24 protein-coding genes are annotated in these 23,928 nt (G+C 39.7%); 2 read left to right on the top strand and 22 right to left on the bottom strand.

All coding sequences use genetic code 11. The features are described 5' to 3' along the window. Positions 1 to 15 precede the first annotated feature (15 nt). From priA to gmk, 3 genes are all read right to left on the bottom strand, one after another. Positions 16 to 2,448, bottom strand: coding sequence for a primosomal protein N' (gene priA, locus IGI97_RS01770; protein WP_002378816.1), 2,433 nt, complete (start codon positions 2,446 to 2,448; stop codon positions 16 to 18). 154 nt (positions 2,449 to 2,602) lie between these two features. Further along, positions 2,603 to 2,905, bottom strand: coding sequence for a DNA-directed RNA polymerase subunit omega (gene rpoZ / locus IGI97_RS01765; RefSeq protein ID WP_002354916.1), 303 nt, complete (start codon positions 2,903 to 2,905; stop codon positions 2,603 to 2,605). Between the two features lie 4 nt (positions 2,906 to 2,909). Further along, on the bottom strand, positions 2,910 to 3,524 hold the full coding sequence (gene gmk / locus IGI97_RS01760) for a guanylate kinase (RefSeq protein WP_002354915.1): 615 nt from the start codon (positions 3,522 to 3,524) through the stop codon (positions 2,910 to 2,912). A 222-nt stretch (positions 3,525 to 3,746) separates the two neighbouring features. Here gmk and IGI97_RS01755 point away from each other — a divergent pair, with 222 nt between their 5' ends. Beyond that, a complete protein-coding gene (locus IGI97_RS01755; RefSeq protein ID WP_002403258.1) occupies positions 3,747 to 5,228 on the top strand; it encodes a DUF1958 domain-containing protein in 1,482 nt (493 codons plus the stop codon). A 43-nt stretch (positions 5,229 to 5,271) separates the two neighbouring features. On the opposite strand, the gene IGI97_RS01750 is transcribed toward IGI97_RS01755, so the two are convergent. The 13 genes from IGI97_RS01750 to gnd form a co-directional block, all read right to left on the bottom strand. Continuing rightward, positions 5,272 to 5,577 carry a hypothetical protein gene (locus IGI97_RS01750; RefSeq protein WP_002383233.1) on the bottom strand — a complete coding sequence of 102 codons (306 nt, stop codon included), beginning with the start codon at positions 5,575 to 5,577 and terminating at the stop codon, positions 5,272 to 5,274. A gap of 55 nt (positions 5,578 to 5,632) precedes the next feature. Further along, the gene (locus IGI97_RS01745) at positions 5,633 to 6,517 is read right to left on the bottom strand and encodes a YicC/YloC family endoribonuclease (protein ID WP_002365374.1); all 885 of its coding nucleotides are present in this window, start codon (positions 6,515 to 6,517) and stop codon (positions 5,633 to 5,635) included. A 16-nt stretch (positions 6,518 to 6,533) separates the two neighbouring features. Beyond that, positions 6,534 to 6,752, bottom strand: a complete 219-nt coding sequence (locus IGI97_RS01740) for a YdbC family protein (protein WP_002381076.1) — start codon at positions 6,750 to 6,752, stop codon at positions 6,534 to 6,536. A 177-nt stretch (positions 6,753 to 6,929) separates the two neighbouring features. Further along, entirely contained in the window at positions 6,930 to 7,400 is a 471-nt protein-coding gene (locus IGI97_RS01735) for an ASCH domain-containing protein (protein ID WP_002354908.1), read from the bottom strand. A 168-nt stretch (positions 7,401 to 7,568) separates the two neighbouring features. Continuing rightward, on the bottom strand, positions 7,569 to 8,222 hold the full coding sequence (locus IGI97_RS01730) for a bifunctional 4-hydroxy-2-oxoglutarate aldolase/2-dehydro-3-deoxy-phosphogluconate aldolase (protein WP_002354907.1): 654 nt from the start codon (positions 8,220 to 8,222) through the stop codon (positions 7,569 to 7,571). 4 nt (positions 8,223 to 8,226) lie between these two features. Further along, the gene (gene uxuA, locus IGI97_RS01725) at positions 8,227 to 9,300 is read right to left on the bottom strand and encodes a mannonate dehydratase (protein WP_002388613.1); all 1,074 of its coding nucleotides are present in this window, start codon (positions 9,298 to 9,300) and stop codon (positions 8,227 to 8,229) included. A 23-nt stretch (positions 9,301 to 9,323) separates the two neighbouring features. Continuing rightward, the gene (locus tag IGI97_RS01720; protein WP_002398171.1) at positions 9,324 to 9,776 is read right to left on the bottom strand and encodes a PTS sugar transporter subunit IIA; all 453 of its coding nucleotides are present in this window, start codon (positions 9,774 to 9,776) and stop codon (positions 9,324 to 9,326) included. Between the two features lie 77 nt (positions 9,777 to 9,853). Then, positions 9,854 to 10,360: a PTS system mannose/fructose/N-acetylgalactosamine-transporter subunit IIB gene (locus IGI97_RS01715; RefSeq protein ID WP_002354904.1), complete on the bottom strand. Its 507-nt coding sequence runs from the start codon at positions 10,358 to 10,360 to the stop codon at positions 9,854 to 9,856. Positions 10,361 to 10,381: 21 nt separating this feature from the next. Next, positions 10,382 to 11,254 (bottom strand): PTS system mannose/fructose/sorbose family transporter subunit IID, encoded by an 873-nt coding sequence (locus IGI97_RS01710; protein ID WP_002354903.1) that lies wholly within the window; start codon positions 11,252 to 11,254, stop codon positions 10,382 to 10,384. A gap of 20 nt (positions 11,255 to 11,274) precedes the next feature. Beyond that, the gene (locus tag IGI97_RS01705) at positions 11,275 to 12,111 is read right to left on the bottom strand and encodes a PTS mannose/fructose/sorbose/N-acetylgalactosamine transporter subunit IIC (RefSeq protein WP_002354902.1); all 837 of its coding nucleotides are present in this window, start codon (positions 12,109 to 12,111) and stop codon (positions 11,275 to 11,277) included. A 12-nt stretch (positions 12,112 to 12,123) separates the two neighbouring features. Next, a complete protein-coding gene (locus tag IGI97_RS01700) occupies positions 12,124 to 13,230 on the bottom strand; it encodes an iron-containing alcohol dehydrogenase family protein (RefSeq protein ID WP_002354901.1) in 1,107 nt (368 codons plus the stop codon). 14 nt (positions 13,231 to 13,244) lie between these two features. Then, on the bottom strand, positions 13,245 to 14,246 hold the full coding sequence (locus IGI97_RS01695; protein ID WP_002370111.1) for a D-isomer specific 2-hydroxyacid dehydrogenase family protein: 1,002 nt from the start codon (positions 14,244 to 14,246) through the stop codon (positions 13,245 to 13,247). 12 nt (positions 14,247 to 14,258) lie between these two features. Continuing rightward, on the bottom strand, positions 14,259 to 15,194 hold the full coding sequence (gene gnd, locus IGI97_RS01690) for a phosphogluconate dehydrogenase (NAD(+)-dependent, decarboxylating) (RefSeq protein ID WP_002378821.1): 936 nt from the start codon (positions 15,192 to 15,194) through the stop codon (positions 14,259 to 14,261). Between the two features lie 376 nt (positions 15,195 to 15,570). On the opposite strand from gnd, the gene IGI97_RS01685 reads away from it, so the two are divergent. Beyond that, positions 15,571 to 16,458: a MurR/RpiR family transcriptional regulator gene (locus IGI97_RS01685; RefSeq protein WP_002383224.1), complete on the top strand. Its 888-nt coding sequence runs from the start codon at positions 15,571 to 15,573 to the stop codon at positions 16,456 to 16,458. 404 nt (positions 16,459 to 16,862) lie between these two features. On the opposite strand, the gene IGI97_RS01680 is transcribed toward IGI97_RS01685, so the two are convergent. From IGI97_RS01680 to yfmF, 6 genes are all read right to left on the bottom strand, one after another. Beyond that, positions 16,863 to 18,647: an ABC transporter ATP-binding protein gene (locus IGI97_RS01680; protein ID WP_002370114.1), complete on the bottom strand. Its 1,785-nt coding sequence runs from the start codon at positions 18,645 to 18,647 to the stop codon at positions 16,863 to 16,865. Continuing rightward, the gene (locus tag IGI97_RS01675) at positions 18,647 to 19,246 is read right to left on the bottom strand and encodes a MarR family winged helix-turn-helix transcriptional regulator (protein ID WP_002359022.1); all 600 of its coding nucleotides are present in this window, start codon (positions 19,244 to 19,246) and stop codon (positions 18,647 to 18,649) included. Before IGI97_RS01675 ends, IGI97_RS01680 begins: the two co-directional genes overlap by 1 nt. Before the next feature lie 248 nt (positions 19,247 to 19,494). After that, entirely contained in the window at positions 19,495 to 20,073 is a 579-nt protein-coding gene (gene pgsA, locus IGI97_RS01670; RefSeq protein ID WP_002365382.1) for a CDP-diacylglycerol--glycerol-3-phosphate 3-phosphatidyltransferase, read from the bottom strand. Positions 20,074 to 20,197: 124 nt separating this feature from the next. Continuing rightward, positions 20,198 to 21,064, bottom strand: a complete 867-nt coding sequence (locus tag IGI97_RS01665) for a helix-turn-helix domain-containing protein (RefSeq protein ID WP_010778005.1) — start codon at positions 21,062 to 21,064, stop codon at positions 20,198 to 20,200. 167 nt (positions 21,065 to 21,231) lie between these two features. After that, complete coding sequence (gene yfmH / locus IGI97_RS01660; protein WP_131750311.1) at positions 21,232 to 22,536, bottom strand: EF-P 5-aminopentanol modification-associated protein YfmH; 1,305 nt, start codon at positions 22,534 to 22,536, stop codon at positions 21,232 to 21,234. Beyond that, positions 22,529 to 23,797, bottom strand: coding sequence for an EF-P 5-aminopentanol modification-associated protein YfmF (yfmF, locus tag IGI97_RS01655; protein ID WP_002398177.1), 1,269 nt, complete (start codon positions 23,795 to 23,797; stop codon positions 22,529 to 22,531). Before yfmF ends, yfmH begins: the two co-directional genes overlap by 8 nt. Positions 23,798 to 23,928 lie beyond the last annotated feature (131 nt).

Genomic DNA, 23,928 nt, shown 5'->3' with positions numbered 1-23,928 from the left:
TCAAAGCTGTATTTTTTAAATAAAATTCATGGGTTCTGCATCAATGGAAAGCTTTAAACCACGAGCCGTTGCTCGTTGTGTATCGGTTAAAATTTCTTTCAATAATGGTTGAAGCATTGGTTCTTGTTTATACTTGATAATCACTTGATAAAAGTATCGATTATTGACACGCATAATTGCGTTAGGCGTTGGTCCCAACAAAATAGCTTGCGGCGATAAGCCTTGTTTTAATTTCGTCGCAATTTGAAACATTTGTTTCGCTGCTTCATTTTCTTCAGGATGGCTAGCCGTAATTTGGACCGTAAAATAGTACGGCGGATAATCCCCACGATGACGGATATACATTTCTTTTGTATAAAAATCTTCATAATCTTGGGCTTTTGCCAATTGTATCGCATAATGCTCGGGGTTAAAAGATTGAATGATGACTTCCCCCGGTTTTTCAGCGCGACCAGCGCGACCGCTGACCTGTGTCAATAACTGGAAGGTCCGTTCACTGGAACGAAAATCGGGTAAATTCAAGGCGGTATCAGCATTTAAGACACCGACTAACGTCACATTTGGAAAGTCCAGTCCTTTGGCAATCATTTGTGTGCCTAATAAGATATCCGCTTGTCCTTCACCAAATGTTCGCAAAATCTTTTCATGTGCACCTTTGCGACGGGTCGTATCAACATCCATTCGGAGAATACGACTGTCTGGTAACAACGTTTGTAATTCTTCTTCTACTTTTTGTGTGCCTGTTCCGTAGTAGCGAATTTTATCTTGGCCACAGTTAGGACAGCGATAAGGAATCCGTTCTTCATGTCCACAATAATGACATTTCATTGTTTTACTATCCATATGCAAAGTTAAGGAAATATCACAATTCGGACACGGCAACACATAGCCACAATCGCGACACATCACAAATGACGAATAGCCACGGCGATTAAGTAGGAGAACACTTTGTTCGTTTTTCTCTAAGCGTTCTTGGAGTTTTTCTTGCAACGACATGGAAAAAGAAGAGACATTGCCATTTTCTACTTCTTGCCGCATATCCACTACATCAATCGTAGGCAAGGTTGCCGCTTGATTGGCACGCTGTGTTAATCGTAACCGCTGATAAACATTTTTTTGTGCGCGAGCGCGTGATTCCAAGGACGGCGTGGCACTACCTAAAACAACAGGGCAATGATGGTACTCCGAACGCCAAATCGCTAAATCTCTCGCGTGGTAGCGGGGGGTTTCTTCTTGTTTATAACTTGCCTCGTGTTCTTCATCAACAATGATCACGCCGATGTTTTCGATTGGCGCAAAAATGGCTGAACGCGCGCCAACCACCACTTCCGCTTCTCCTCGTTCAATCTTCCGCCACTCATCGTATTTTTCACCTTGCGACAAGCCACTGTGCATTACAGCAACATGTTCGCCAAAGCGACTTTTAAAGCGTTGCACCATTTGCGGAGTTAAAGAAATTTCAGGGACAAGCATAATGGCTGTTTTGCCTTGGTTAAGAACTTCTGCAATGACCTGTAGATAAACTTCTGTTTTCCCGCTTCCTGTAATACCTTCCAATAAGTAGGTTTGGCTTTGCTGTTCTTGGACCGATTGTAAGATTGTTTCCACAGCCACCTGTTGTTCTGCATTCAAAGATAACGCAGTCGTTTTTTCAAACGTCTGATTAGCAAACGGATCACGATACGCTTCTTTTTCAATGAACGTTAACCAACCATTTTTGGCCGCTTCATTTAAAAGCGCGGTACTGAAACCTAATTCTTTCATTTCCTTCACAGCGGTGACTTTTTCAGTGCCCAAGCGTTGTAAATAGTAAAGAAGTTGCTCTTTCTTCTTAGCTCCCTTGCGTAACCCCAAACGAATTTCCTCTAGTTGTTCAAATTCCTTAGCGGCTTGAATGAAGCGGACCATTTTGACTTTATTTCTCGTCGTAACTTCGTAGCGAATATCGACTTTTTGCTGTTTACGCAACGCCATTAGTTGAGGCAAAAGCCCACGTTCTTGCGCTTGGTCCCACGAAATTTCCTCTAAACCATAAAATAACTGATCTTGTAATTCTTCAGAAAGCTCATCCGTTAAATAAATATATTTTTGGTAATCGGCACGCATTACGCTAGGCAACATGGTTTGCAAACAAGTGATTTTAAAAGCAAACGTTTTTTCCTTCATATAATCAGCTAAAGCCAACATTTCTGTATTTAAGACAGGTTTTAAATCCAACACCGCCACTAGTTCTTTCAACTGAACATTGGTTTCGTCAAGAACCGTTGCAGCCATTGGTTCAATGGCTAAAACAAACCCTTGAACATGCCGATTACCGTTACCAAAAGGCACTTCTACACGCATGCCGACAGCCAATTGCTCATTTAAATTTTCAGGAACTAAATAAGTGAATGGTTGATCGGTTTGCATCGTTGGTACATCCACAATAACTTTGGCTACTTTTTGCATGGTGCATCCTCCTTTTTATGTAAATTCTCTTTGCCTATTGTACTAAAGATTGACTGATTTGTCTTGTGTGTCTCGTTGGCACCTTTCAGAATAAACGAAGAGAAAGCCTCTGAAATAGACAGACGGCTTTCTCCATTCGTTGACAATCATTCAATTAATTTTTTTCGTCACGTAAACGGTTTTCTAATTCTTTTTGTTCTTGTTCACGTTGGCGTTTGCGTTCTTCACGTTCAATGCGTAGACGTTCGCGTTTTTCTTCAGGATTTGGATCACTGATCACTGTTCCTGCTTCGATTTCTTCTAACGCACGACCCACACTTTTTACAGAATCAAAGGATTCAACGGTTGGTTGAACGCCTTCATCTAATTCATGCGCACGTTTGCTTGCTAAAATAACCAAAGAATATTTTGAAGGGACTTCTTTTAACAATGAGTCAATTGACGGTTTTAACATCATAAGGCTACATCTCCTCTAACATTTTAATATATTTTCCAATTACACGGTCAACACGGAAGTGCTCACTCGCGATAATGTCTTTAATTCGTTGCACGGCTAAAGGAACTTCATCATTCACTACCGCATAATCATACAGCGCCATCATTTCGATTTCTTCTCTGGCCACAGCCATTCGTTCTTCAATCACAGACATTTCGTCTGTTCCGCGGCCAATAATTCTTGATTTTAATTCCGCTAAATCGGGAGGTGTCAAAAAGATAAATACGCCATCAGGCACTTTGTCTTTGACTTGTTTAGCCCCTTGGACTTCGATTTCTAAAAAGACGTCTTTGCCTTCATCTAGCGTCTGGTTAACATACGTTAATGGTGTCCCATAATAGTTACCAACATATTCCGCATATTCCAACATTTCTCCAGCTTCAATCATCGCTTCAAATTCTTCTCTTGAACGGAAATAGTAATCTACTCCATCCACTTCGCCTTCTCGCTGTTTCCGAGTGGTCATTGAGATTGAATATTGAAAATCATTTTCTTCACTGTCGAAAATAGCCTTTCTTACAGTCCCTTTCCCCACTCCTGAAGGACCTGACAATACGATTAATAACCCGCGCTCTGACATAACGACTTCCTTTCAAAACATAATTTCACAGTATTAGTTCTATTTTGCACTTTTTTTCTGCAATTTTCAAGACTTTCTTGGAGATTCACTGAAAAAATAACATTTCTTCTTTAATTTGGCTTTCATAACTTGTTCTTTTTTTAAACAAATTACCTAGAATTCCTATACAGGCAGCCATTTTTTAAGTAAAATGAAGTGATGACTCCTTTAGGATGAAAAAACGTGAATAAGAAAGGACTGAGAAACATCGCACGAATTAAACCATTTACATTGTTTCTGCTAGGCTTAGTTGTCAGTTGTGGGGCCTTTTTTGCCCAACCTACTGTGACTCACGCAGAAGAAGATATTACCGCAATTGCTAAAAAAATGGGGACGACCCTGAAAGCGGATGGCATTCCCAAAGCAGCCATCGTTGTTGATGCTGATTCTGGAGAAATTCTCTGGTCGCAGCAACCAGATTTAGCGTGGAATCCTGCCAGTATTGCCAAAGTGATGACCATGTACTTGGCCTTTGAAGCAATGGAGCAAGGAAAATTTACAATGGATACGACTGTGACTGCTACGCAAAAAGATGTCGATATTTCTAAAATATATGCCATTAGTAATAACAAAATTACGTTAGGTGTTGCTTATCCAGTCCGTGAACTGTTAAAAATGATTGCTGTCCCCTCTTCTAATGTGGCGACTCTCATGTTGGCAAACTTAATTTCAGGGAACCAGCCTACTGACTTTGTTCATTTAATGAATCAAAAAGCGGCTGAATTAGGGATGACAAATACTACCTATTACAACTGCAGTGGAGCGCAAGCAAGTGCCTTTAACGGCCTGTATCAAATGCAAGGAATTGACCCAAATGGCGATAACGTCTCTACAGCTAGAGATTTAGCTTCACTAACCTATCATTTTCTGAAAAATTATCCAGAAATTTTAGAAATCACCAATAAACCAGTGGTGAAAACAATGGTCGGCACGCCTTACGAGGAAACGTTTGAAGCGTACAATTATTCTTTACCAGGCGCTAAGTATGGTTATCAAGGCGTGGATGGTTTAAAAACAGGCTCTAGTCCAACAGGCGGCTTTAACTATATTGCGACTGTCAAACAAGGAGATTTTCGTTTAATTGAAGTCATTTTAGGCGTTGGTAATTGGCAAAACCAAGATGGTGAATACGAACGGCATGTGGCTGGGAATGCTTTGCTGGACTATGCCTATACGACATACGAACGCAAAAAACTTTTAGACAAAGGACCACAAACCATTGATCACAAAAAAGTCACTTTGGCTAACGATTTATACGGTGTCATTCCCAAAGGCAGTCAGCCTACTTTTAAATTAGTAGCAGGGCAGGTGCAAGTCGACACGCCTTTGACATTGTTAAATAGTACTGTTCAAGCGCCGAAAGTGGCTTACCAAGAAGTTAAGCCAAAACAAACAACAGCTGAAGCTGCGGAAGAATCAAACGAACATTCTGGGGATACCACCGTTGCAGAACCAAATCATTTTATTCCCAAATCGATTGCCACAAGTGTTTTAGTCCTTTTCGGGCTAATCTTCTCAGTAATTACCCGTCAGCTTCAAAAACGTTTAGAACGTCAGAAAAAACACGGCAAAGAAAGCAGTAAAACTGCATCCATGCGGACAATCTTTTTAAGTGCCGCAGTTCTTTCTTTCCTATGCGCCGTTGGCTTGTTTCTTTTATTCTAATTAAAAAAAATACCACCAAGCGTGAAATGCTTGGTGGTATTTTTTATAAGCCCATATTAGAAAGTGTATTGACCACGTTCATCAATTCATCGCGACGACGAACTTGTTTGTCGACAGGGCCGTCAACTTCTTTCACGTCAATGCGAACAACAAAGTGACGATTCAAAGTAACAAACGTGTCTTCGTTAATTTGGATATTTAATTCTGTTTCAGAATAGCTTGCACAAGCATCTTGCCAGACGTCAAATGGTTCTCTGTCTGAAGCGACTTCTGTTTTTACCACAGAACGACCACTTAATTCTTGAAAGGTTACATCATAAAATTTAGTCATTGCTTTCACCTCTGTCATTTATTCGTTACTTCTATATTATAGCGTTTTCTGGAAAAACACGAAACCATTTTCTCTATTCGACATTTTGAATTTGTTCACGAATCTTTTCTAAGGTTGTTTTCATTTGAACGACACTATTTTTTATTTCAATTGGACTTGATTTCGAACCAATCGTATTGACTTCACGGTTCATTTCTTGAATTAAGAAATCTAGTTCTCGGCCCACTGGTTCTGTTTCGTCAAGCAACTGATGCAACTTATCAATATGGATATCCAAACGATCCAATTCTTCATGAATATCGCCTTTTTCCAATAAAATGGCCATTTCTGTTAATAAGCGTGTTTCATCCACTTGGCTACCTAACCATTCGTTTAATTTCGCTTCAAAACGTTGACGGTATTCTTGTTCAAAAACGCCCACAAACGCTTGCAGCTCTTGAATTGATTGGGTCAACACTGCTACGTAGTCAAGCAGGACTTGTTTAATTTGCGTTCCTTCTTGCACACGGCTTTGGTCAAGACTAGCGATGGCTGCTTCAAATGCTTGAACAAGAAATGGTTCAAATGTCTGATCAACGATTTCTGCTTCCACTATTTCGACAAAATCATTTTGCTTTAATAAATGGTTGACCGTGTCCCCTGCATCAAACGTTGCTTCCGGATAGTTTTCCTTTAAATGTTGATCTACCGAAGTTAATAATTGATCAATTAAGTCCCACTGCACGCGCACTTCTTTTTGATTGTTGCCGATTTTTTGGAGATTTACATAGACTTCCACACGTCCACGTTTTAACGTGCGTTTGATTACTTGCCGAATCACCAGTTCATAGGCATTCAGTTCCTTTGGCATACGCAATTGAATATCTAAAAACCGCTGGTTGACACTTTTGACTTCGATATCCAATTGATAATTTTCATTTTGAATGGTCTTTTTTCCAAATCCAGTCATACTTTTCATTGACAGGGTGCTCCTTTTACATGGATTTAATTGTTTTGCTTAATTCAGCAAATTCTTCGTTAGTTAAGGTGATGCCTTTACCCATTTTTTCGTGATCAGGGGCCCACTCACGCAAATCAAATTTTGGTGGACGACCATTCCAACTAATTAAATTCAATTCTTTACGCCAGCCACGAGCATTCTCAGATAACACAGCGACTTCTTCTAAAATTTCATATGAAAATTCTTCTTTCATAACATTCACTCCTTGTTAGTATTCTCCTTAGGTTATTGTACCATCTTTTCCTCGACACTTAAAATACACATCTCTTTTCTATCACCCTGTCTATATAAACATACGCAACTTTTTCAAAAAATCAGTAAAAAAAGCGACAACTGCTCGTTTCAATCGTGTCAGTCACCGCTTCTCTGTTTATTCTTTTTCTGTATAAAGATCCACCACTTCAAAACTTTGGCAAACTAACAACATGTCGGGATAAAATTGTAGCTGATAGGGGGCCAGTTCTTCTTTAAAGAACCGCGCATGCTCTTCATACCAATAATCCAACGTCAAATCTCCTTCACCTTCCGCTTGCGCAAAAGATTCTGAGACCTTGTTCATGGGCATAATTTCAACTTTGGTTGTTCGAATAATAGCCAGCGGTTGAGACTGACCATCTAAAATTATGTCGTATTGACCAGCTTTAGGGAGTTGTTCTTCTTCCATCTTATAAATATCTAAAGAAGAACATGTCGCTGTCTTACGACCAGAAACAACCAATTGACCCAAACGATTACCCATCTCAGAAGAGCCATCACCAAACATCCACACATCGGGCATCAACATATCTAATTCATGTTTATCTAAAAAGTTTTGCCAGAACACTTCTACATTTTTTAACATCCTTTGCTCTCCTTTTTATTTTTACTTCACGCAACCTTCTTTCACTAATTATACATAACTGATTGCTTTTCTCCTATACTATTTTTACAAAATGAAAACTAAAATAATGTCAGTAGTATTTGGACAGAAAAAAAAAGAGGACTAAGTAACAAAACTTAGCCCATCTTTTTATTTTGCTTGTCGTTCTTTGATTTTCGTGAGTAAAGATTGAACATGCTGGCGTGCCGAAGCTTCATCTTCTTGAAGCATCTTTTCTGATAAAATAAAGGAGCCGCCCACTGCTAATACTTCTTTGGCTTCCACATACTCTATAAAGTTTGTTTCATCAATCCCACCAGTTGGTAAAAATTGAACATCATAAAACGGGCCACTTAAACTTTTGATGGCTTTTAACCCGCCGTAAATATCGGCTGGGAAAAATTTAACCACTCGTAAGCCATACGCCAGCGCTCGCTGAATCTCCCCAGGCGTAGCTGTTCCTGGAAAAATAGGCACCTCATTTGCCAGACAAAAATCAATGACTTCTGGAACAATCGCTGGGGAAACAATGAACTGTGCACCGTTCGCTACTGCCTCTTGTGCTTCTTTCAAGGTTCGAACAGTTCCTGCGCCCACTATTAAATTCCCTGAAGCAGCAAGTTGTTTGATGGCAGGCAAGGCCAGCTGACTCCGAAAAGTGACTTCAATAAACGGTAATTCGTTTTCTACTAAGACTGATTCTACTTGTGGCAAATAGCGTAAATCTGTTGCAGTGTATAGTGGTAAAAGTTTACATGTCGCTAATTGTTGATACAGTTGATTTTTTTCAACTTTTGTTTCCATTCTGTCACTTCCTATTTTGTTTGGCTTTGGTTGCTTCGTACAGTCCTTGAATATAGGTCAACCCCATTGCTCGATCGTATAAACCATAACCAGGCATCGCTTTTTCATCCCAAATTGCCCGCCCATGGTCAGGGCGAATAACGCCTTCATACCCTACATCTACCAGTGCTTGCATTAATTCCGCCATATCTAACGAACCAGCGACACTCGGATGCGCCGTTTCTTCAAAACGATGCTCGCCTAAATACTTCACATTGCGGAAATGAACAAAATTAATTCTGTGACCTATTTCACGAATCATAGTAGGTAAATCATTCGTCGGGTCCGCACCGAGGGAACCTGTACAAAATGTAATCCCATTTGCTGGTGAGTCCACCAAGGAAAGGATCCGTTTTAAATCCGCTAAATTTTTAGTGATTCTTGGCAAACCAAAAATTTCCCAAGGTGGATCATCGGGGTGAATCCCCATTTTGATATTTTCTTCTTCGCAGACAGGAATCACACGTTCTAAAAAGTAGCGCAAATTTTCGACCAAATCTTCTTCCGTTACGCCGGCATACATGGCTTTCAATTCTTGAAATTGTTGCAAACGCTCCTCTTCCCAACCTGGTAACCGGAATCCTTTTGACTGACTGTGAATCAATTGATACATGTCTTCTGGCTGCATGTTCTCTACCACAGCTTGATCAAATAACAACGATAAGCTGCCATCTTCATTCTCATACGCCAAGTCCGTTTTAGCCCAACCAAAAATAGGCTTGAAACTGTAGCACACTAAGGAAATTCCGCATTTCCCCAAGTTACGCAACGTCTGGCGATAATTATCAATATAGTGGTCTCGTTGATCCGTCCCCGCTTTAATGGCATCATGAATAGCAACACTTTCAATTCCTAAAAGTGCTAATCCTTCTTGTTCCACCGATTGTTTAAGTGCCTGAATTTCGGCTACTGTCCAAACATCACCTGGTAGTTTATTTAACAAGGTACCGACAACACCAGTAATTCCTGGAATCTGTCGAATATGTTTTAACGGAATGGCATCGCCTGCCGCTCCGTACCATCTAAATCCCCATTTCATTGCTTTCACCCTTTACTACATTCTTAAAAATCATCGTCCTCATCCTCTTCATCCTCAAAGGAAGTCATAGAAATATCCCATGCTTGCACACTTTCTTTGCCTTGCGCAACAATCGCTTGCGCCGCTTCAGCAATCGGTGTGCCCAATAATTGATGGTTTATCGCTTCTAAGACCATTGGTAGGTTGGTACCACTCACCACAAAGATTTTCTTTTGTAGTGCTGGTTCTAGTTCGTTAATCACCAAAACTGCCTGATTGTAAGGACTCGCACTTAATAAGTCAACCATGACCACCACGCCATCCCCTTGTTGGACGTTCTCAATCGCTGTTTTAATTTGCCCGCCTAGTGCTTGGACATCGTCTCCACTATTTAGATTAACGGTTTCGATATTTTCGGTTGCGCCCATAATCACGGTAGCTGCGTCTTTCGCACCGTCACTTAGTGCACCATGTGTAGCAATCACAATCCCTAACATAAAAGTTCCTCCTTCAGTTCAGTGGCTTGAGTCATTACTTCAAACAGTCATGCAATGACTCAAGCGACTGGCCTTTTTTATAAATTAAATTTGCCTAAAACCTCTTTTAAACTAGTTTTTGGTGCAGAAGGCGTTGCTTGGAAATAAATATCTTCTACGCCATACACCTCATGTAGCTCTTTTAATTTTTCGGCATCTTCTTTGTTTAAATAAACAGATTTGGTTACTAATAAATCTTTTTCTGGATTTTTCTGTGCAATACCGCCGATGTTTAACTCCTTCATAGGGACTCCGTGTTTTACTAAGTCATAAATTACAGAGACGGTTTTAGCGATTAAAATACAGTTGTACTCTTTGAATTGGTATTCATCCCAATAAAATTTGGCTTTTTCCGGCGTAATGACAATGGTTTTTTGTCCTGTCCGACTGCCTGCACTTTTGTATAAATCACGCATAAATTTATCCTTTGCCACCACTTCATCGACAACGAAAATGGAATTAACGCCACTTTTTTGGGACAAGGTCACCATCACTTGTCCATGAATTAATCGTTCATCTACTCTTGCTAAATTTACTACGCCCATCTGATTCACGTCCTTTTCTTTTTATAAAATACCGACTGTTGCTAAGACAATTAAAATACCTGTTAACCACAATAATGCTTGCGTAACTTTCAAACCTTTTTTCGTATAGAACCAATACACGCCCATTACGACAGCTAGCGGTAAGAGTCCTGGGACAATCTGATCAAGAATATCTTGGACCACAAACTCACGGCCAGAAAGTTTAAATTGAAGGGTTGAAGAAACTTTGACATAATTACCAGCTAAAATTCCCATCATGAACAACCCTAAAACAGATAACATTTCAATGGCTTTTTGAATCCCAGCACTTTGCATTAAGCCTGTGGCATTCCGCCCCATTTTAAAGGATTGTCTCGCAAAAAACACGCCTAACAGTACTTGATAAAGGGCAAACGCGACAAAGGGGAAAATCGCACCTAATGCGCTACCTTGTTGCGCCCACGGCACCGCAATCGCAATAAAAATATATTGAACCGTGCCTGAGTCAATCGCATCACCAATCCCAGCTAACGCGCCCATCAATCCAGCTTTGGTGTTATACATTAAATCATCTTGCATCATGATTTCGCGGCCTTCATGTTCTTCTTTGGCCCGCTCTTGTTCCATGGAAGCCATCAACCCAGTAATGACCCCGCCGCCCCAACTTAATTGCGTATTGAAAAACAGCAGTTGACGCATATAAGCGGCTTTTAATTGTTCATCGTCTTTATATAATTTCTTTAAAAGTGGCATCATTGCGTACAATAACGAAGGCGCCAAGTAACGTTCAAAGGAATGGGGAATTTCATTGGCAAAATGCCAACGGAGATAGGCTTTTGTAACATCTTTATTGGTAATTTCTTCTGGTGCTAAATTCGTTGTTTTCGGCACGACTTTTTCTGTTGTTTCCGTCATTTCAGTTCCTCCTTTTTCTTTTAAAACCCGTCATCGTAATCGTCATCATCATCAAAATCAGTGGTGGCACTGGCGGAACCAGCACTTTCTGCTACAGGTTTGCCTTTTTGGACTTGCACAAAAATTAACGCAATAATTACGCCAAAGATGGCATACGTTACCATGGTAATTTCCAATGACTTAAAGACGATACTCATGAAGTATGCAAGGAAAAAGAAAACCAAGAAATCTTTTCGACCAATGACATAGACCGTTGTCGCAATCCCAATTGCGGCTAAACCACCACCGACTACTTCTAACACGTGAATCACAACGGTTCCTTCTAATGCTTTAATAATATCGGCAATGACTGGTGCCCCTAAATAAAGAGCAAAAAAGACTAATGGAACGAATAAAATAAATGAGGCAATCGTTGGATACCAGATAATTGAGCGGGCAATTTTTTTAGAATTTAGTTCAGCCACCGCACGATCGGTATACTTCCCTAAAAACGTGTTAATAAAGAAACGGAATTGATATAAATAACTCCCTAAAAGACCGACAGGAACCGCTACGGCGATAGCCGCTTCCGGCTTCAAATTCCCTAGCAACGCAACTGGCACAGCAATCGCTGCCGCAATTGATGGTTCTGCTGGCATAGAGCCACCTGGTGAAAAAACACCCATGTAAATCATTTGTAATGCTGCGGTGACAATCATCGCTTTCGGGACATCGCCCATCACTAAACCTGCTACTAACCCTGTCATTAAGGGCGAGAAACGCAACGTTAACGTTGCTCCTCCTCCAAGCCATCTGGACATAATTGCTGCCACCCAAAGCGCCATTATCAAACTTTGTAAAACACTTAACGTTTCCATAGTTCCTCCTTCTTATCCTTGGTTTTGGATATACTTTTCTAGCTCTTCAATCCCTTGACGTAAACGTTCTTCCGAAATCTCAATAGGAATTAAATGAACCTTTTCTTTTGAATCAATAAATTGAACCATTGCATCGAGTACTGCTTCTTCTTCTGGGTAAAGGCCCATTTGTCGTAACGACATGGGCAAGTTTAGCTCTTGATAAAAAGGGATTAATGCGTCTATGATGGCCCACCTTTTTTCCAATGCTAATTGATAGAAGATGCCGTAAGCTACTTTTTCGCCATGTAAATAGTCATGACTTTTTGGTAAAAATTTACTCATAGCATCATGCATGGCGTGTGCTGCTGCATTGCGGGCGTATTTGTCGCCGAAGCCGCCGACTAATCCAGAAACAGCGAAAACAATTTCTGAAAGATGGACAAATTCAGGCGTGAGTTTGCCCTCGTCCATCGCTGCTAAGGCTGATTTTGAGTCCCGCATAATCGCTTCTTGCGAAAGCTTGGCGGTCGCTCCCGCTAATTGTAAAAAGGGTTCCCCTTGCAAATGGGCTTGGCGTAAAATGGTCTCTGATTCATACCATTTCGCTAACGTATCAGCTAAACCAGCGACAAAATAATCACGGGGCGCATCAAGAAGCAACTTAGGATCAGTGATTAAAAACGCAGCTTGGCGAAAGAAATGTTCCGTTTTGCCTTCGGCCGCGCCATTTTCTTGATACATCACAGCTAATGGTGTCCACGGCGCACAGTTACTAGCCAAAGTAGGGACCAAGCCAAAATTCAGATTGTTTAAATGGGCGCTGTAGCCCACTAAATCGGCTAGCTTACCGCCGCCGACTCCCAGAAGAAAGTCAATCTGGTGTTCCTTTATTTGCTGTGAAATTTGTTCGGCGCCAAAATAACTACATTCTCCTGTGTAAGTGTGATAGAAGAATTGATACTCTGAATCTGCCAAGAATGGTAAAAATGGCTGAGCTTTTTCAAAGGATACGGTGCCATGCACCACCAAAATTCGTTGGGCGTGATATTCCTTGAAAAGTGACGGCACCGAAGCTAAGGCGCCTTCATGGTAACGATAAAATTGCGGTCCAACTTTCACTTTTAAATCAGTTAACATGCTCCTCCTCCTTCTTAACTAACGTAACGACTGACTTCTTGCACTGCCCGTTGAGGTAAAATACCTTGCACCACGTCTTCCACATCTTGCACGCATTTTTCTCCCATCGCTTGCAGGCATTCCCTGGTATAAGCGGAGGTGTGCGGCGTCATTACTACATTTTCAAACGCAAGATAAGGATGATTTTTCCGACCTGGTTCCTCTTCTAAAACATCTGTCCCAAGCCCAGCAATTTTGCCCGATTCTAAGCCGGCAATCATGGCTTCTTCATCAATCAAGGCACCTCGTGCGCTATTGGAAAGATAGACGCCGTCTTTCATCTTGGCAATTTCCGCCGAGCCAATCATGTGATAACTTTCTTCAGTTAAATTGGCACATAAACAAATGATGTCAGCTGAAGCTAGCAACGTATCTAAGTCTACTTTTTTGGCTCCATAACTTTGCAGATAAGTAGCGGATTTATAGGGATCATACGCTAACACGTCACAGCGAAATCCGTTTCGTAACGTCTCAACGACACAACTTCCTGTGTTCCCAACACCAATGACACCCACAGTTTTGTTAAATAATGTCCGACCGACAAAATTCGCTCGTTTTTCCCATTGATCTGCTTTAACGCTGGCATCTGCAGCCACGGTTTGCCGTAAAACAGCTAGTAAATTTGTGACATTGTTTTCCGCCACGGCATCTCGTTCTACTAAAGCTGGGATGATGGAAACAATTGTGTCATGCTGTTTTGCAGCGTCTAAATCGATGTTGTTATACCCAATGCCATGGCGAGAAATCAGCAATAATTCATCTTTATGTTCAAAAAATTCTTTGGTGAAAAATGGCGTCACGCTAGCAATAATAATCGTATATCCTTGTAAACGTTCCGCTAACTCTTTGCCACCAATTTCACTGTCGACTGTAAAATGCTTCACGGTGCCTATTTTTTCTAAGCGCGTCAAGTGTTCAGGAAAAATTTGACCAAAACTACTGGAATTCACTATGGCAATTTTTTGTTTTTTTAACATGACTAAACTCCTTTACTGACTTTTTACGACTTCATGCCCGCCAAATCCTTGTCGCAAAGAAGCGACCACTTTGTTTGAAAAATGATTTGCTAGCATACTTTCATTTCGAGTAAATAAGGACAACGCCGTAGTTGGGACGGGCATCTCCAAACGCAATGCTTCTTCAATCATCCATTTGGCTTCGCCATTTGCTGCAACTTTCCCTTCTAGATTGGCTAACGTAGGATTTTCCGCAAAAACCTCTTTCGCTAAGCCCATCAAGCGAGCTTCAATAATCGAGCCGTGATTCCACACATCGGCTACTTTCTCCAACGCAAAATCATATTCGGCAGCTTCTAATAAATTGAATCCTTCGCCCATGGCTTGCATCATGACGTACTCAATCCCGTTATGCACCATTTTCAAATAGTGACCAGCTCCTGATTTCCCAGCATAAAGATACCCTTGTTCACAAGCTAAATCTTCAAAAAATGGGGTTAACACTTTGACAGCTTCAGGCGCACCGCCAACCATTAAACACGCTCCTTCCCGCGCTCCTTTGATGCCACCAGAAGTACCACAATCAATAAAATAAATTCCTTTTTCCTTGGCAAGTTGAGCATTCGCGACACTATCATGAAAATTTGAATTGCCACTATCCACAATGATATCCTCTGGTGCTAATTGCTCTACCAATTCTGCCACTAATTGATTGGTAATCTGACCAGCGGGGGTACTTAAAAAAATCACCTTCCTTTTATTAAGCGCTTTCAATAATTCTGACAACGAATCTACAACGGAAAGACCCTGTTCTCTAGCAGTCGCTCTTGCTTCCTTTGTTACATCAAAGCCAATAATGGGCCAGCCTTGTTCGTGAACATTTAATGCCATGTTCAAACCCATTTTCCCAAGTCCAATAAAGCCAATGTCCATTTTTCTTTCACCTGCCTCTTTTGATACTTCAATCATAAAGGATAAAAAAAATAATGTAAACGATTACACTAATTAAAAAATATTTTTTATTTTTTTAGCAAAAATCTTGCCTACTCAAAAGGTAAAACGTTTTTATTTTTAAGGAGCTTTCATACAAAAAACACAAGTAAATCTCTTGGTATCACGTTCTTTTTACTGGCTACTTTCTTTAGTTGAGAGAAGTCTTTTCAAGACCCCTTCATTTTTCAGAAAAAAGATTATTTATTTTTTTTTTGGCTTTTTTAAAGAATTTCTTTTTTGTGGAGAAAAAGAGAAATTGTATTTGTCCTCTTTTTCCACTATAATCAGTCTATACCAACAATGAAAAGGCATTCATTTTATTTTAAAAAAATAAGATTGGAGGAACGTGTTAATGAAAAACCACTATTTGGATCAACGGATTCGGATCAAAAAACCGAATTTGAGCCTCACAGAAAAGAAAATTTCCGATTACTTTGTTCATTCTGAATCATTATTGACACAAATGACGTTAGAAAGTCTTGCCAACGAAATTGGCGTCTCCCAATCTTCCGTGTATCAATTTGTAAAAAAGATTGGCTATTCTGGGTTCCAAGAATTTAAAATTGATATCGCCAGGAATTCTAATTATCAGCCGACTTTTCAAAACGTCAATAGCGTGAATGGCGCCGATGATATTTCACCAGATGATGATAGTATTACCATTGCTAAAAAAGTCTTACAAGCCAATATTTATTCCCTCAGTAACGCCACACAGTTCTTAACAAAAGAGCTGTTAGATAACGTGTTGGCTTTGATGTACTCTGCCAAAACGCTTCACTTTTTTGGGCAAGGCGGCTCCTCGATTGTGGCTTTTGATAGTTTCCATAAATTCATTCGGACCAACTATCGGTGCAACTACATTTTTGATTACCACATGCAGTTAAGCTTTGTCACAAAATTAACCAGTGAAGATTGCGTGTTTATTTTTTCCCATTCAGGCAAAACCAAAGAATCAATCAACCTAGCACGACAAGTTAAAAAAACCAACGCAAAAATGATTACGTTAACCGGTAACAGCGGTTCAGAGTTGGCAGGCTTGTCCGATGAAGCAATTATTGTCGTCACCGAAGAAGGCTTGTTTCGTGCGGAATCCTTGGCTTCACGGATTAGTTACTTAACGGTAATGGATATTTTATATACAAATACGATGTATCACAATTTTGATCAAAATGCCGATTCCTTGAAAAAAATCCGTGATAACATTAGCACGACTAAGACCGATCCGCATTATTTGTCGTAAAGATCTGAATGGTGCTTATTTTTGTAATATCGGTCCTCGCGAATTGGCTTTATACCGTGACTCTACATTTTATGAAGCAAGTGAACTACCATGGAGGTATTTAAAGAGGTCGGGACAGAAGTGTTTAACTCCGAGAAATAAGAAGGAATTTCCGAAAATTGTTCTTTAATTTTTGGAGAATTTCGGCTTATTTCCGAAGGAGTTGCTTCTGTTCCCGCCGTTTATTAGTTTTTGAGCGTAGAGCAAAAATCCAAAGTGATTTTTGTCCCACGCTTTTTATCTTGTGGGTAAAAATAAGTTATAAAAAAGAACTTGGGGGTTATGTCCAAGTTCTTTCTAAATCTTAAGACAATTAGTTAAATGCATGTGTTGTCTTAGCTTCATTTTAAGTTTGCTTATTTCGTTCATTCCGTTACTTTAAATTGTTCGGATACATATTTAGCGTAAGTTTTATGTTTACTTACTAGCTCATCATGTTTTCCTGAACCAGTTACTTTCCCTTTTTCAACAAAGTAAATGCTATCCGCATCAACAATTGTCGACAATCTATGGGCAATAACCAATGTCGTTCGGCCCTTCATTAAATTAGACAATGCCTCTTGGACCTTCATCTCAGATTCTGAATCTAGGCTAGCAGTAGCTTCATCTAACATTAAAATCTTGGGATTCCGCAAGAATGCACGAGCAATTGCAATACGCTGTCTTTGTCCTCCAGAAATTTTAACGCCACGTTCACCGACTTCCGTATTCAATTTATCCGGCATTTCTTCTACAAATTTTCGCGCATATGCTAGTTCCAAGACATCCCATAGTTGTTCATCTGAGAAGTTTTCTGCTAAGCCATACGTTAGATTATCTCTGATTGTCCCTGCCATAATCGCAGAATCCTGTGATACAAAGCCGATTTGACGACGATAATCTGATAATTTGATATCTTTTATGTCAATATCTCCAAATTTAATTTGTCCTTCTGTAGGTTCATAAAACCTTTCAATTAAACTAAAAATCGTCGATTTCCCGCCACCTGATGGGCCAGCAAAAGCAATTACTTGGTTTGGCTGAGCAGTAAAAGAAATGTCTGTTAAGATAGGTTCCTCTGGTGCATCTTCATAAGAAAATTTTACATTTTTAACTGATAAAGTCTTTTCCGATAAATCAATATCTTGTCCACTTTCAAAGTCTTCAGGTTCTCTAGATAACAATTCTTGCACTCGTCGCGTTGATCCTGCTGCTTTAGCTACTTCAGAAAATAACGTCGCAATGATTGGCATGGCGCCAATAAGATTAAATAGATACATTAAGAAACTCATCAATGTTCCGATTGTCATCACACCAATGGCAATTCGATGCATCCCATATGCTAATAGCCCAAATACCATACTCATAAAGACCATCATCATAATTGGTTGCATAGATGCATCAAATATTGCTTCTTTTTTCCCTACATTAAATAACCGATCCACTTCATTTGCAGCACGAACCTGCGCCTGAGATTCAGCATTAGAAGTTTTGACTAAACGAATTTCACTCAACGTTTCAGTAGCAAGTCCGTTAAATTGACTCATAGCATCTTGGCGAATGTGACTAACTTTTGAACCAAATGCCATTACTGGAATCATACAAAGGATTACAACAGGAACAGCAATTACCATAGCAAGCGACATATGCCAATCCATTTTAATCATCATATATACCGTACCAATAACTGTAATCACACTGGCAACTGTTTGAGGAAAAGTAACGGCCAACAATTGCTTAACTTGATTAGTATCATTTACGACCCGGCTGGATATTTCACCCGCTTTAACAGAGTCAAAATAAGAAACTTTTAGAATAGTTAATTTATTCCATAAGCGTTTACGCATATTTTGGATGACATTTTCACCAAAAATACCTAAAATTGTCCCTCCTAATGCAGAAACGAGTGCTGAAAATATAAATAATCCAACAACTTTACCTAATAAACTATAATCTACTCCCTTTTGAAAATTATTGACTAAACTTGAAGCAAGTTTTGGAACGTACACTTGGATACTAGAAGAAATCACAAGAAATATCATCCCAATGCCAAGCAGTAAATAGTTAGGCTCTGTCATCTTGATTAAGCCTAAAAATTCTTTAAACGAAAATTTTGTTTTATCTGCTCGGATAGAATCATGACTATTTTTGCCACCTCCACCTACTGCCATTATCTTCTCCGACCTCTCTTCCATCCTTCAAAGCCACCGTATTCACCATTGAATTCACCAAATCTACCAAAGCCATCATGTCCCATCATCTGTTCTCTAGCTCTACCATATCTAGCTGATATTTTTCTGAAATGTTCCCAATTTTTATCGTCGCCAAAAATTGTTTCAATTTTATCTAAAAATTCTTCACTAGAAATATTCTTTTCTATACGTTCTAAATAATTATTTAAAGACTCTAGTTCCTCCTCTGAAAAGCCCTTAAACATTTCTTCATTAAATCCATTGGAAATATTTCCTTGAGTACTTAAACTTTCTCGTCCCTTATCGGTCAATACAACGAATGTGACCCGAGCATCTGATTCATTTTTGACTCGTTTAACTGCTTTAACAGACTCTAATTTTTTTATGATTTGTGTCACACTAGAAGGTTTTATATCTAAATATTCAGCGATTCTTCCAGCTGTTACATTTTCTTCAGAAGCAAGCAATTTTAACGTTTCAAAAGTGTTATCTGGTTTCTCCTCTATGCTAGAAGCAAAGATTAAGTAAGGTTGTTGAGCAATTTTTAATAGTTTATTTAAAATATCTGTTTTTTTCATAATTTCCTCCAAAAAATTTATTTAGTTTATATATAAGCTAACGAACTAAATAGTAATCTATTTAGTTTACTTTGTCAACAACAAACTAATTATTTATATGTAGATATAACCAAAATGAAAAATAGCATACAGAAATTGCCGATTTGTTTTATCGATTCATCTGTTCCTCTACTTAAAAATCTATTTGCCGATTCAATCATGAATACTAAAAAAACGCTTGGCACAAGCCAAGCGTTTTGATTCTCTCTTTACATCGAACCTTTAAAAACATCTTTATTCTTAGCAAAATAATCAACACCAGAGTAAATGGTGAAAATCAAGCAGGCATATAGCATGATTTGATCTAGTGGTAGATGGAGTGCTGAAAATGGAATGTTGTTAATGAATAGTAAAATAATTGCAACCATTTGGGTAGCTGTTTTTACTTTTCCTGGCCAAGCTGCTGCCATTACTTCGCCATGTTCGACTAATAACAACCGTAAACCAGTTACTGCCAATTCACGACAAACAATAATTGCTACAATCCAAGCGGGTACTTTGCCTTGACCAACTAAGACGATAAAAGCGGTCATCACTAGCATTTTGTCCGCTAATGGGTCCGCAAATTTTCCGAAGTTCGTCACCAAGCCTTGTGCACGGGCAATTTTGCCATCCAACCAGTCTGTAAAACTAGCAACTGCAAAAATAATCGCGCCCACTAATTGGGTAACGGCTAACGTTGTGTCGCCAAAACTAATCGTTCCCCAGTCCATCGGCACCGACACAATAATAATAAAAATCGGAATCATAAATATTCTTAAAACTGTTAATTTATTTGGTAAATTCACTTCAATTGCCCCTTCCTTCTCCTGTTCTATTTTACGTTATCTTGCTGGCAGTGTCACGAAAAAAAGAAAAGAATCTGGAATAATTGCCGTTTGACAGTTTATCCAGATTCTTCTTACACCATTTCTAACGATACGTAATCCCTAATGTAACATCCTTACGAATTAAAACTGGCGTTTTTTCCAGTGTTAAATCGGCGCCATCGACTTGAATGGCGACGTTATTTGAGGCGCCTAAAATCAGTGTCGCATTGGCGGCATTCGCAGGTAAAGCTGTTGTTTGGGTCTCTCCTGCTTGCAGGGTGTGTTGGTACGTATAGTTGCCATCGACCATCACGCCAATCCAGCAAGAGCCTTCAGTCCCTTTAAAGGTAATGTTGATTGGGCTATTCGCATCTTTAACCGTTGCAGTTACTTGATTGTTGGCATCGCTCACCACAGCCACAGCTGTTTTCTTCTCTGGTTCGCTTGAAGAAGACGGCGGTGTACTACTTTGTGTGCTACTTTCTGGGGCTTGACTTGATTCTTTGGGTTTTTCCACACTGGCACTAGTTGCCGGTGTTTGAATAATCGGTTCGGCTTTTTGATCTTGCCACATAATGTACAGCACTACGACCGCAATGGCTAAACCAATTAACGAAAAGGCAATGGCTGGTAAGTTCCGCAGTAACCAACTGGATTGCTTTTCTTCGTCATGCAATTGCTTACGTGATCCTTCAAGCTCTTCATACACTGGCTTGGGTTCTTCGACAATTTCAGGCTCTTTGCCATCATAGATATCTACCAATTGATTGCCATCTAAGCCGACCGCACTTGCATATTGGCGGATAAACGCCCGCACATAAAAGGTGCCTGGTAAGGACTCAAAATCGTTTTGTTCAATAATTTCTAAATATCTTTTTTGAATTTTTGTCATTTGTTGCAGTTCATCAATTGAGATGTTCTTCTGCAATCTTGCTTCTTTTAGTGTTTCTCCAATATTTACGCTGGCCACTCGTCCATCTTCTCCAGTCTATTTTGTTAATTTATCGATTGTCTCATCAGTCTTTTTCAATTGCCAAGGAAAACATTCCCGTCCTTTAAGAATACCACAAAAGAAGCCAACTGAGGATAACAAAATTGAAAGATTTCAAAGATTTTTCTTTTTCTTAAACAGTTGGTTTATTGCTCGGTTTCTCCTTTAGGATACATGTAGAAACGGCTCAATCCTTCTTTACGAATAAAGGTCTCTGCTACTTGGCGGACGTCGGCTAATTGAATGCTTTCAATGACTTCAATCTTATCAAACAGCGTGGTTTCCCCAAACAATGATTGTGAAAATTGGTTGGCGATATACTCTAAAGAGTTTAAGGATTGGAAATATTTACCAATCATTTTTTTCTTCAATAAGGACAAATTTTCTTCCGTTAATTCTGGACTTGTTGTGGCAGATAATAAAATAGCTTCAATTCGTTCTGCTAAGACTTCTGGTTGCTCACTATCGCCGCCAATATCCGCAAAATGGAAACTGCGATCTAAATTAAAGTCATAACTAAAACTATCATCTAACAAGCCTTCATCATAAAGAGCCAAATAGTTTTGAGAGGTATTACCAAACAATAATTGTAACAACAAGTTCACGGTGACTTGATATTTCATTAAGTCACGACCCGTTGTTGGCACTTCATCTAAGCCTTTCAAGCCAACAAGCACTTTTGCCCGTGTGACTGCCATTTCAATGGCGCTCTCTTTGACAATGTCAGCAGCTGTTTCTTCAGGAAAATGCCGACGAATAGGTTGGGCGGCAGGAAACTCTTTCGCCGCTTGGTTTTCACGAATGAAGGCCATTAACGCTTCGGGGTCCATTTTCCCTACCACGAATAAGGTCATATTACTTGGATGATAAAACGTATTGTAGCATGTATACAAATCTTCTGCGGTAATCTCCGCAATACTTGCCACTGTACCGGCAATATCAATGTGCAATGGATGTTTCGGATAAAGGTTGCCTAAAATCCCAAAGAACAAGCGCCAGTTAGGATCATCTAAATACATTTGAATTTCTTGTCCGATGATGCCTTTTTCTTTTTCGACCGTTTCCTTCGTGAAATACGGCGATTGCACAAAATCAAGCAACGTTTCTAGATTTTGTGTCACTTGATCCGTCGTTGAAAACAAATAACTCGTTTTCGTAAAACTGGTAAAGGCATTCGCTGAAGCCCCTTGTTGCCCAAATTTTTGGAAAACATCGCCATCTTCTTTTTCAAACATTTTATGTTCTAAAAAGTGGGCGATTCCGTCAGGTACTTCAATCATTTCCTCTTGACCAATTGGCACGAACGTATTGTCAATGGAACCATAATCGGTCGTAAACAAGCCATACGTTTTTTGGAAATCATTTTTCGGTAATAGGTAAACCTTTAAACCATTTTCCAGTGTTTCTGTATACAATGTTTCTTTAATTTGTGCATAGTCTTTTTTAATCATTTTCCGTTTCTCCTTCCAAAAAGAAGATCGCTTGAAGTTCCAAACGTTTGGCTACTTCTTGGATTTCTGGAATAGTCACGGCATTGATCCGCGCAATCCATTCCTCCGCCGTCAGCATCGTCTGCGGCATTAATTCGTTCAAGTATTCTTTTTCCAGCCACGCGCCTGCATTATCTAACGCTAAGATATACTGATTTTTTAACATTGCTTTCGTTTGTTCAATTTCTAATTCGCTAATCTTACCTAAGCGAATATTTTCCAATTCTGTCGAAATCAAACGCAAGACCTGATTCCGATTTTTGCCATCGATCCCTGTTTGAACCGTCATGAAGCCACGGAAAGTGTCGATACTACTAGAAGCATAATACGCTAAATGCTCTTTCTCACGGACATTCATAAATAATTTAGAATGCGGGAAACCGCCAAAAATTCCATTAAACACTTGCAACGCAAAATAATAGCTATCGCCATAATAAATATCCGTGTTGTAAGCCAAGTTTAATTTCGATTGGGCTAGCACCTCACGCTCGGTCCGCTCTTCAATCACGTTGCGAATCGGTTGATTGTAGAAAATCGCGGCTTTGCCTTCTTCACGAGGTGTAAACGGTAATTGCTTGAATAATGGCACTAACTCCGCCTCATTGACATCGCCTAAAACAAAAATATCCACTTGATCTTCCGCCAGCATTTTTTGATAATATGCTGCTAATGACGCCGCTGTTTCCTCAGCTAACGCCGCAACGGTCCCGAAACTAGGGATTTTTTGATCCTCCGATTGATTAAAATAGACACTTTGAAGCGCCAAAGAAGCATAGGTTTGCTTGTCCTCCACAATACTTTCCAAGTACGCTTTCAAGTTCTCTTTCTCCCGTTGGAAGGTTTCCGCCTCAAATTGGCCCGCTTGAATATTGGGGGCAAAAATAATTTCCTTCAAAAAGTCCACCGCTTCGGCGAGAACCTGACTATCCTGTAAATAATGATCATTGACAATGTTCATAGAAATATTAAACCAATGTTGATTGCCTTTTTTGGAAACGCCAATCCCAAAGCTGGCGCCGTAAAGCTCCGCCAAACGCTCACTTAACTTGACTTGATTCGGGTAATTCAAGCTGTTGGTTTCCATCAAACTGGACAACAGCGTTCTTTTTGTAATAGTTTCATGATTTAATCGTGTGTTAAAGCGGACTAAAAGACGCACCGTTTTATATTTTTCTGTAGGAATGACGTGTAAATTCACGCCTTTAACTAATTGAACAGACATTGCCGCATCGCTCCTTCATTTGCTTCATCTTACCTAAAGAATGCTGTGAAATATATGTATCGCGTAAATTCTAAAGCATTTTTTAATGTTTTTTCCAATAGCTCCATTATAACACAGCTTCAGGTGCTTTC

Source organism: Enterococcus sp. DIV2419 (assembly GCF_051711865.1).
In the GTDB taxonomy this organism is placed as follows: domain Bacteria; phylum Bacillota; class Bacilli; order Lactobacillales; family Enterococcaceae; genus Enterococcus; species Enterococcus faecalis.
The sequence above is the reverse complement of the archived record's forward strand: the minus strand, read 5'-3'. Positions and strand labels throughout refer to the sequence as shown.

Bases quoted from the DNA above. Each gene is read 5' to 3' on its own strand.
- priA (WP_002378816.1), bottom strand. From the start codon at position 2,448: ATGCAAAAAGTAGCCAAAGTTATTGTGGATGTACCAACGATGCAAACC.
- rpoZ (WP_002354916.1), bottom strand. From the start codon at position 2,905: ATGATGTTAAAACCGTCAATTGACTCATTGTTAAAAGAAGTCCCTTCA.
- gmk (WP_002354915.1), bottom strand. From the start codon at position 3,524: ATGTCAGAGCGCGGGTTATTAATCGTATTGTCAGGTCCTTCAGGAGTG.
- IGI97_RS01750 (WP_002383233.1), bottom strand. From the start codon at position 5,577: ATGACAGAGGTGAAAGCAATGACTAAATTTTATGATGTAACCTTTCAA.
- IGI97_RS01745 (WP_002365374.1), bottom strand. From the start codon at position 6,517: ATGAAAAGTATGACTGGATTTGGAAAAAAGACCATTCAAAATGAAAAT.
- IGI97_RS01740 (WP_002381076.1), bottom strand. From the start codon at position 6,752: ATGAAAGAAGAATTTTCATATGAAATTTTAGAAGAAGTCGCTGTGTTA.
- IGI97_RS01735 (WP_002354908.1), bottom strand. From the start codon at position 7,400: ATGTTAAAAAATGTAGAAGTGTTCTGGCAAAACTTTTTAGATAAACAT.
- IGI97_RS01730 (WP_002354907.1), bottom strand. From the start codon at position 8,222: ATGGAAACAAAAGTTGAAAAAAATCAACTGTATCAACAATTAGCGACA.
- uxuA (WP_002388613.1), bottom strand. From the start codon at position 9,300: ATGAAATGGGGATTTAGATGGTACGGAGCGGCAGGCGATGCCATTCCG.
- IGI97_RS01720 (WP_002398171.1), bottom strand. From the start codon at position 9,776: ATGTTAGGGATTGTGATTGCTACACATGGTGCACTAAGTGACGGTGCG.
- IGI97_RS01715 (WP_002354904.1), bottom strand. From the start codon at position 10,360: ATGGGCGTAGTAAATTTAGCAAGAGTAGATGAACGATTAATTCATGGA.
- IGI97_RS01710 (WP_002354903.1), bottom strand. From the start codon at position 11,254: ATGACGGAAACAACAGAAAAAGTCGTGCCGAAAACAACGAATTTAGCA.
- IGI97_RS01705 (WP_002354902.1), bottom strand. From the start codon at position 12,111: ATGGAAACGTTAAGTGTTTTACAAAGTTTGATAATGGCGCTTTGGGTG.
- IGI97_RS01700 (WP_002354901.1), bottom strand. From the start codon at position 13,230: ATGTTAACTGATTTAAAAGTGAAAGTTGGACCGCAATTTTATCGTTAC.
- IGI97_RS01695 (WP_002370111.1), bottom strand. From the start codon at position 14,246: ATGTTAAAAAAACAAAAAATTGCCATAGTGAATTCCAGTAGTTTTGGT.
- gnd (WP_002378821.1), bottom strand. From the start codon at position 15,194: ATGATTGAAGTATCAAAAGAGGCAGGTGAAAGAAAAATGGACATTGGC.
- IGI97_RS01685 (WP_002383224.1), top strand. From the start codon at position 15,571: ATGAAAAACCACTATTTGGATCAACGGATTCGGATCAAAAAACCGAAT.
- IGI97_RS01680 (WP_002370114.1), bottom strand. From the start codon at position 18,647: ATGGCAGTAGGTGGAGGTGGCAAAAATAGTCATGATTCTATCCGAGCA.
- IGI97_RS01675 (WP_002359022.1), bottom strand. From the start codon at position 19,246: ATGAAAAAAACAGATATTTTAAATAAACTATTAAAAATTGCTCAACAA.
- yfmH (WP_131750311.1), bottom strand. From the start codon at position 22,536: ATGATTAAAAAAGACTATGCACAAATTAAAGAAACATTGTATACAGAA.
- yfmF (WP_002398177.1), bottom strand. From the start codon at position 23,797: ATGTCTGTTCAATTAGTTAAAGGCGTGAATTTACACGTCATTCCTACA.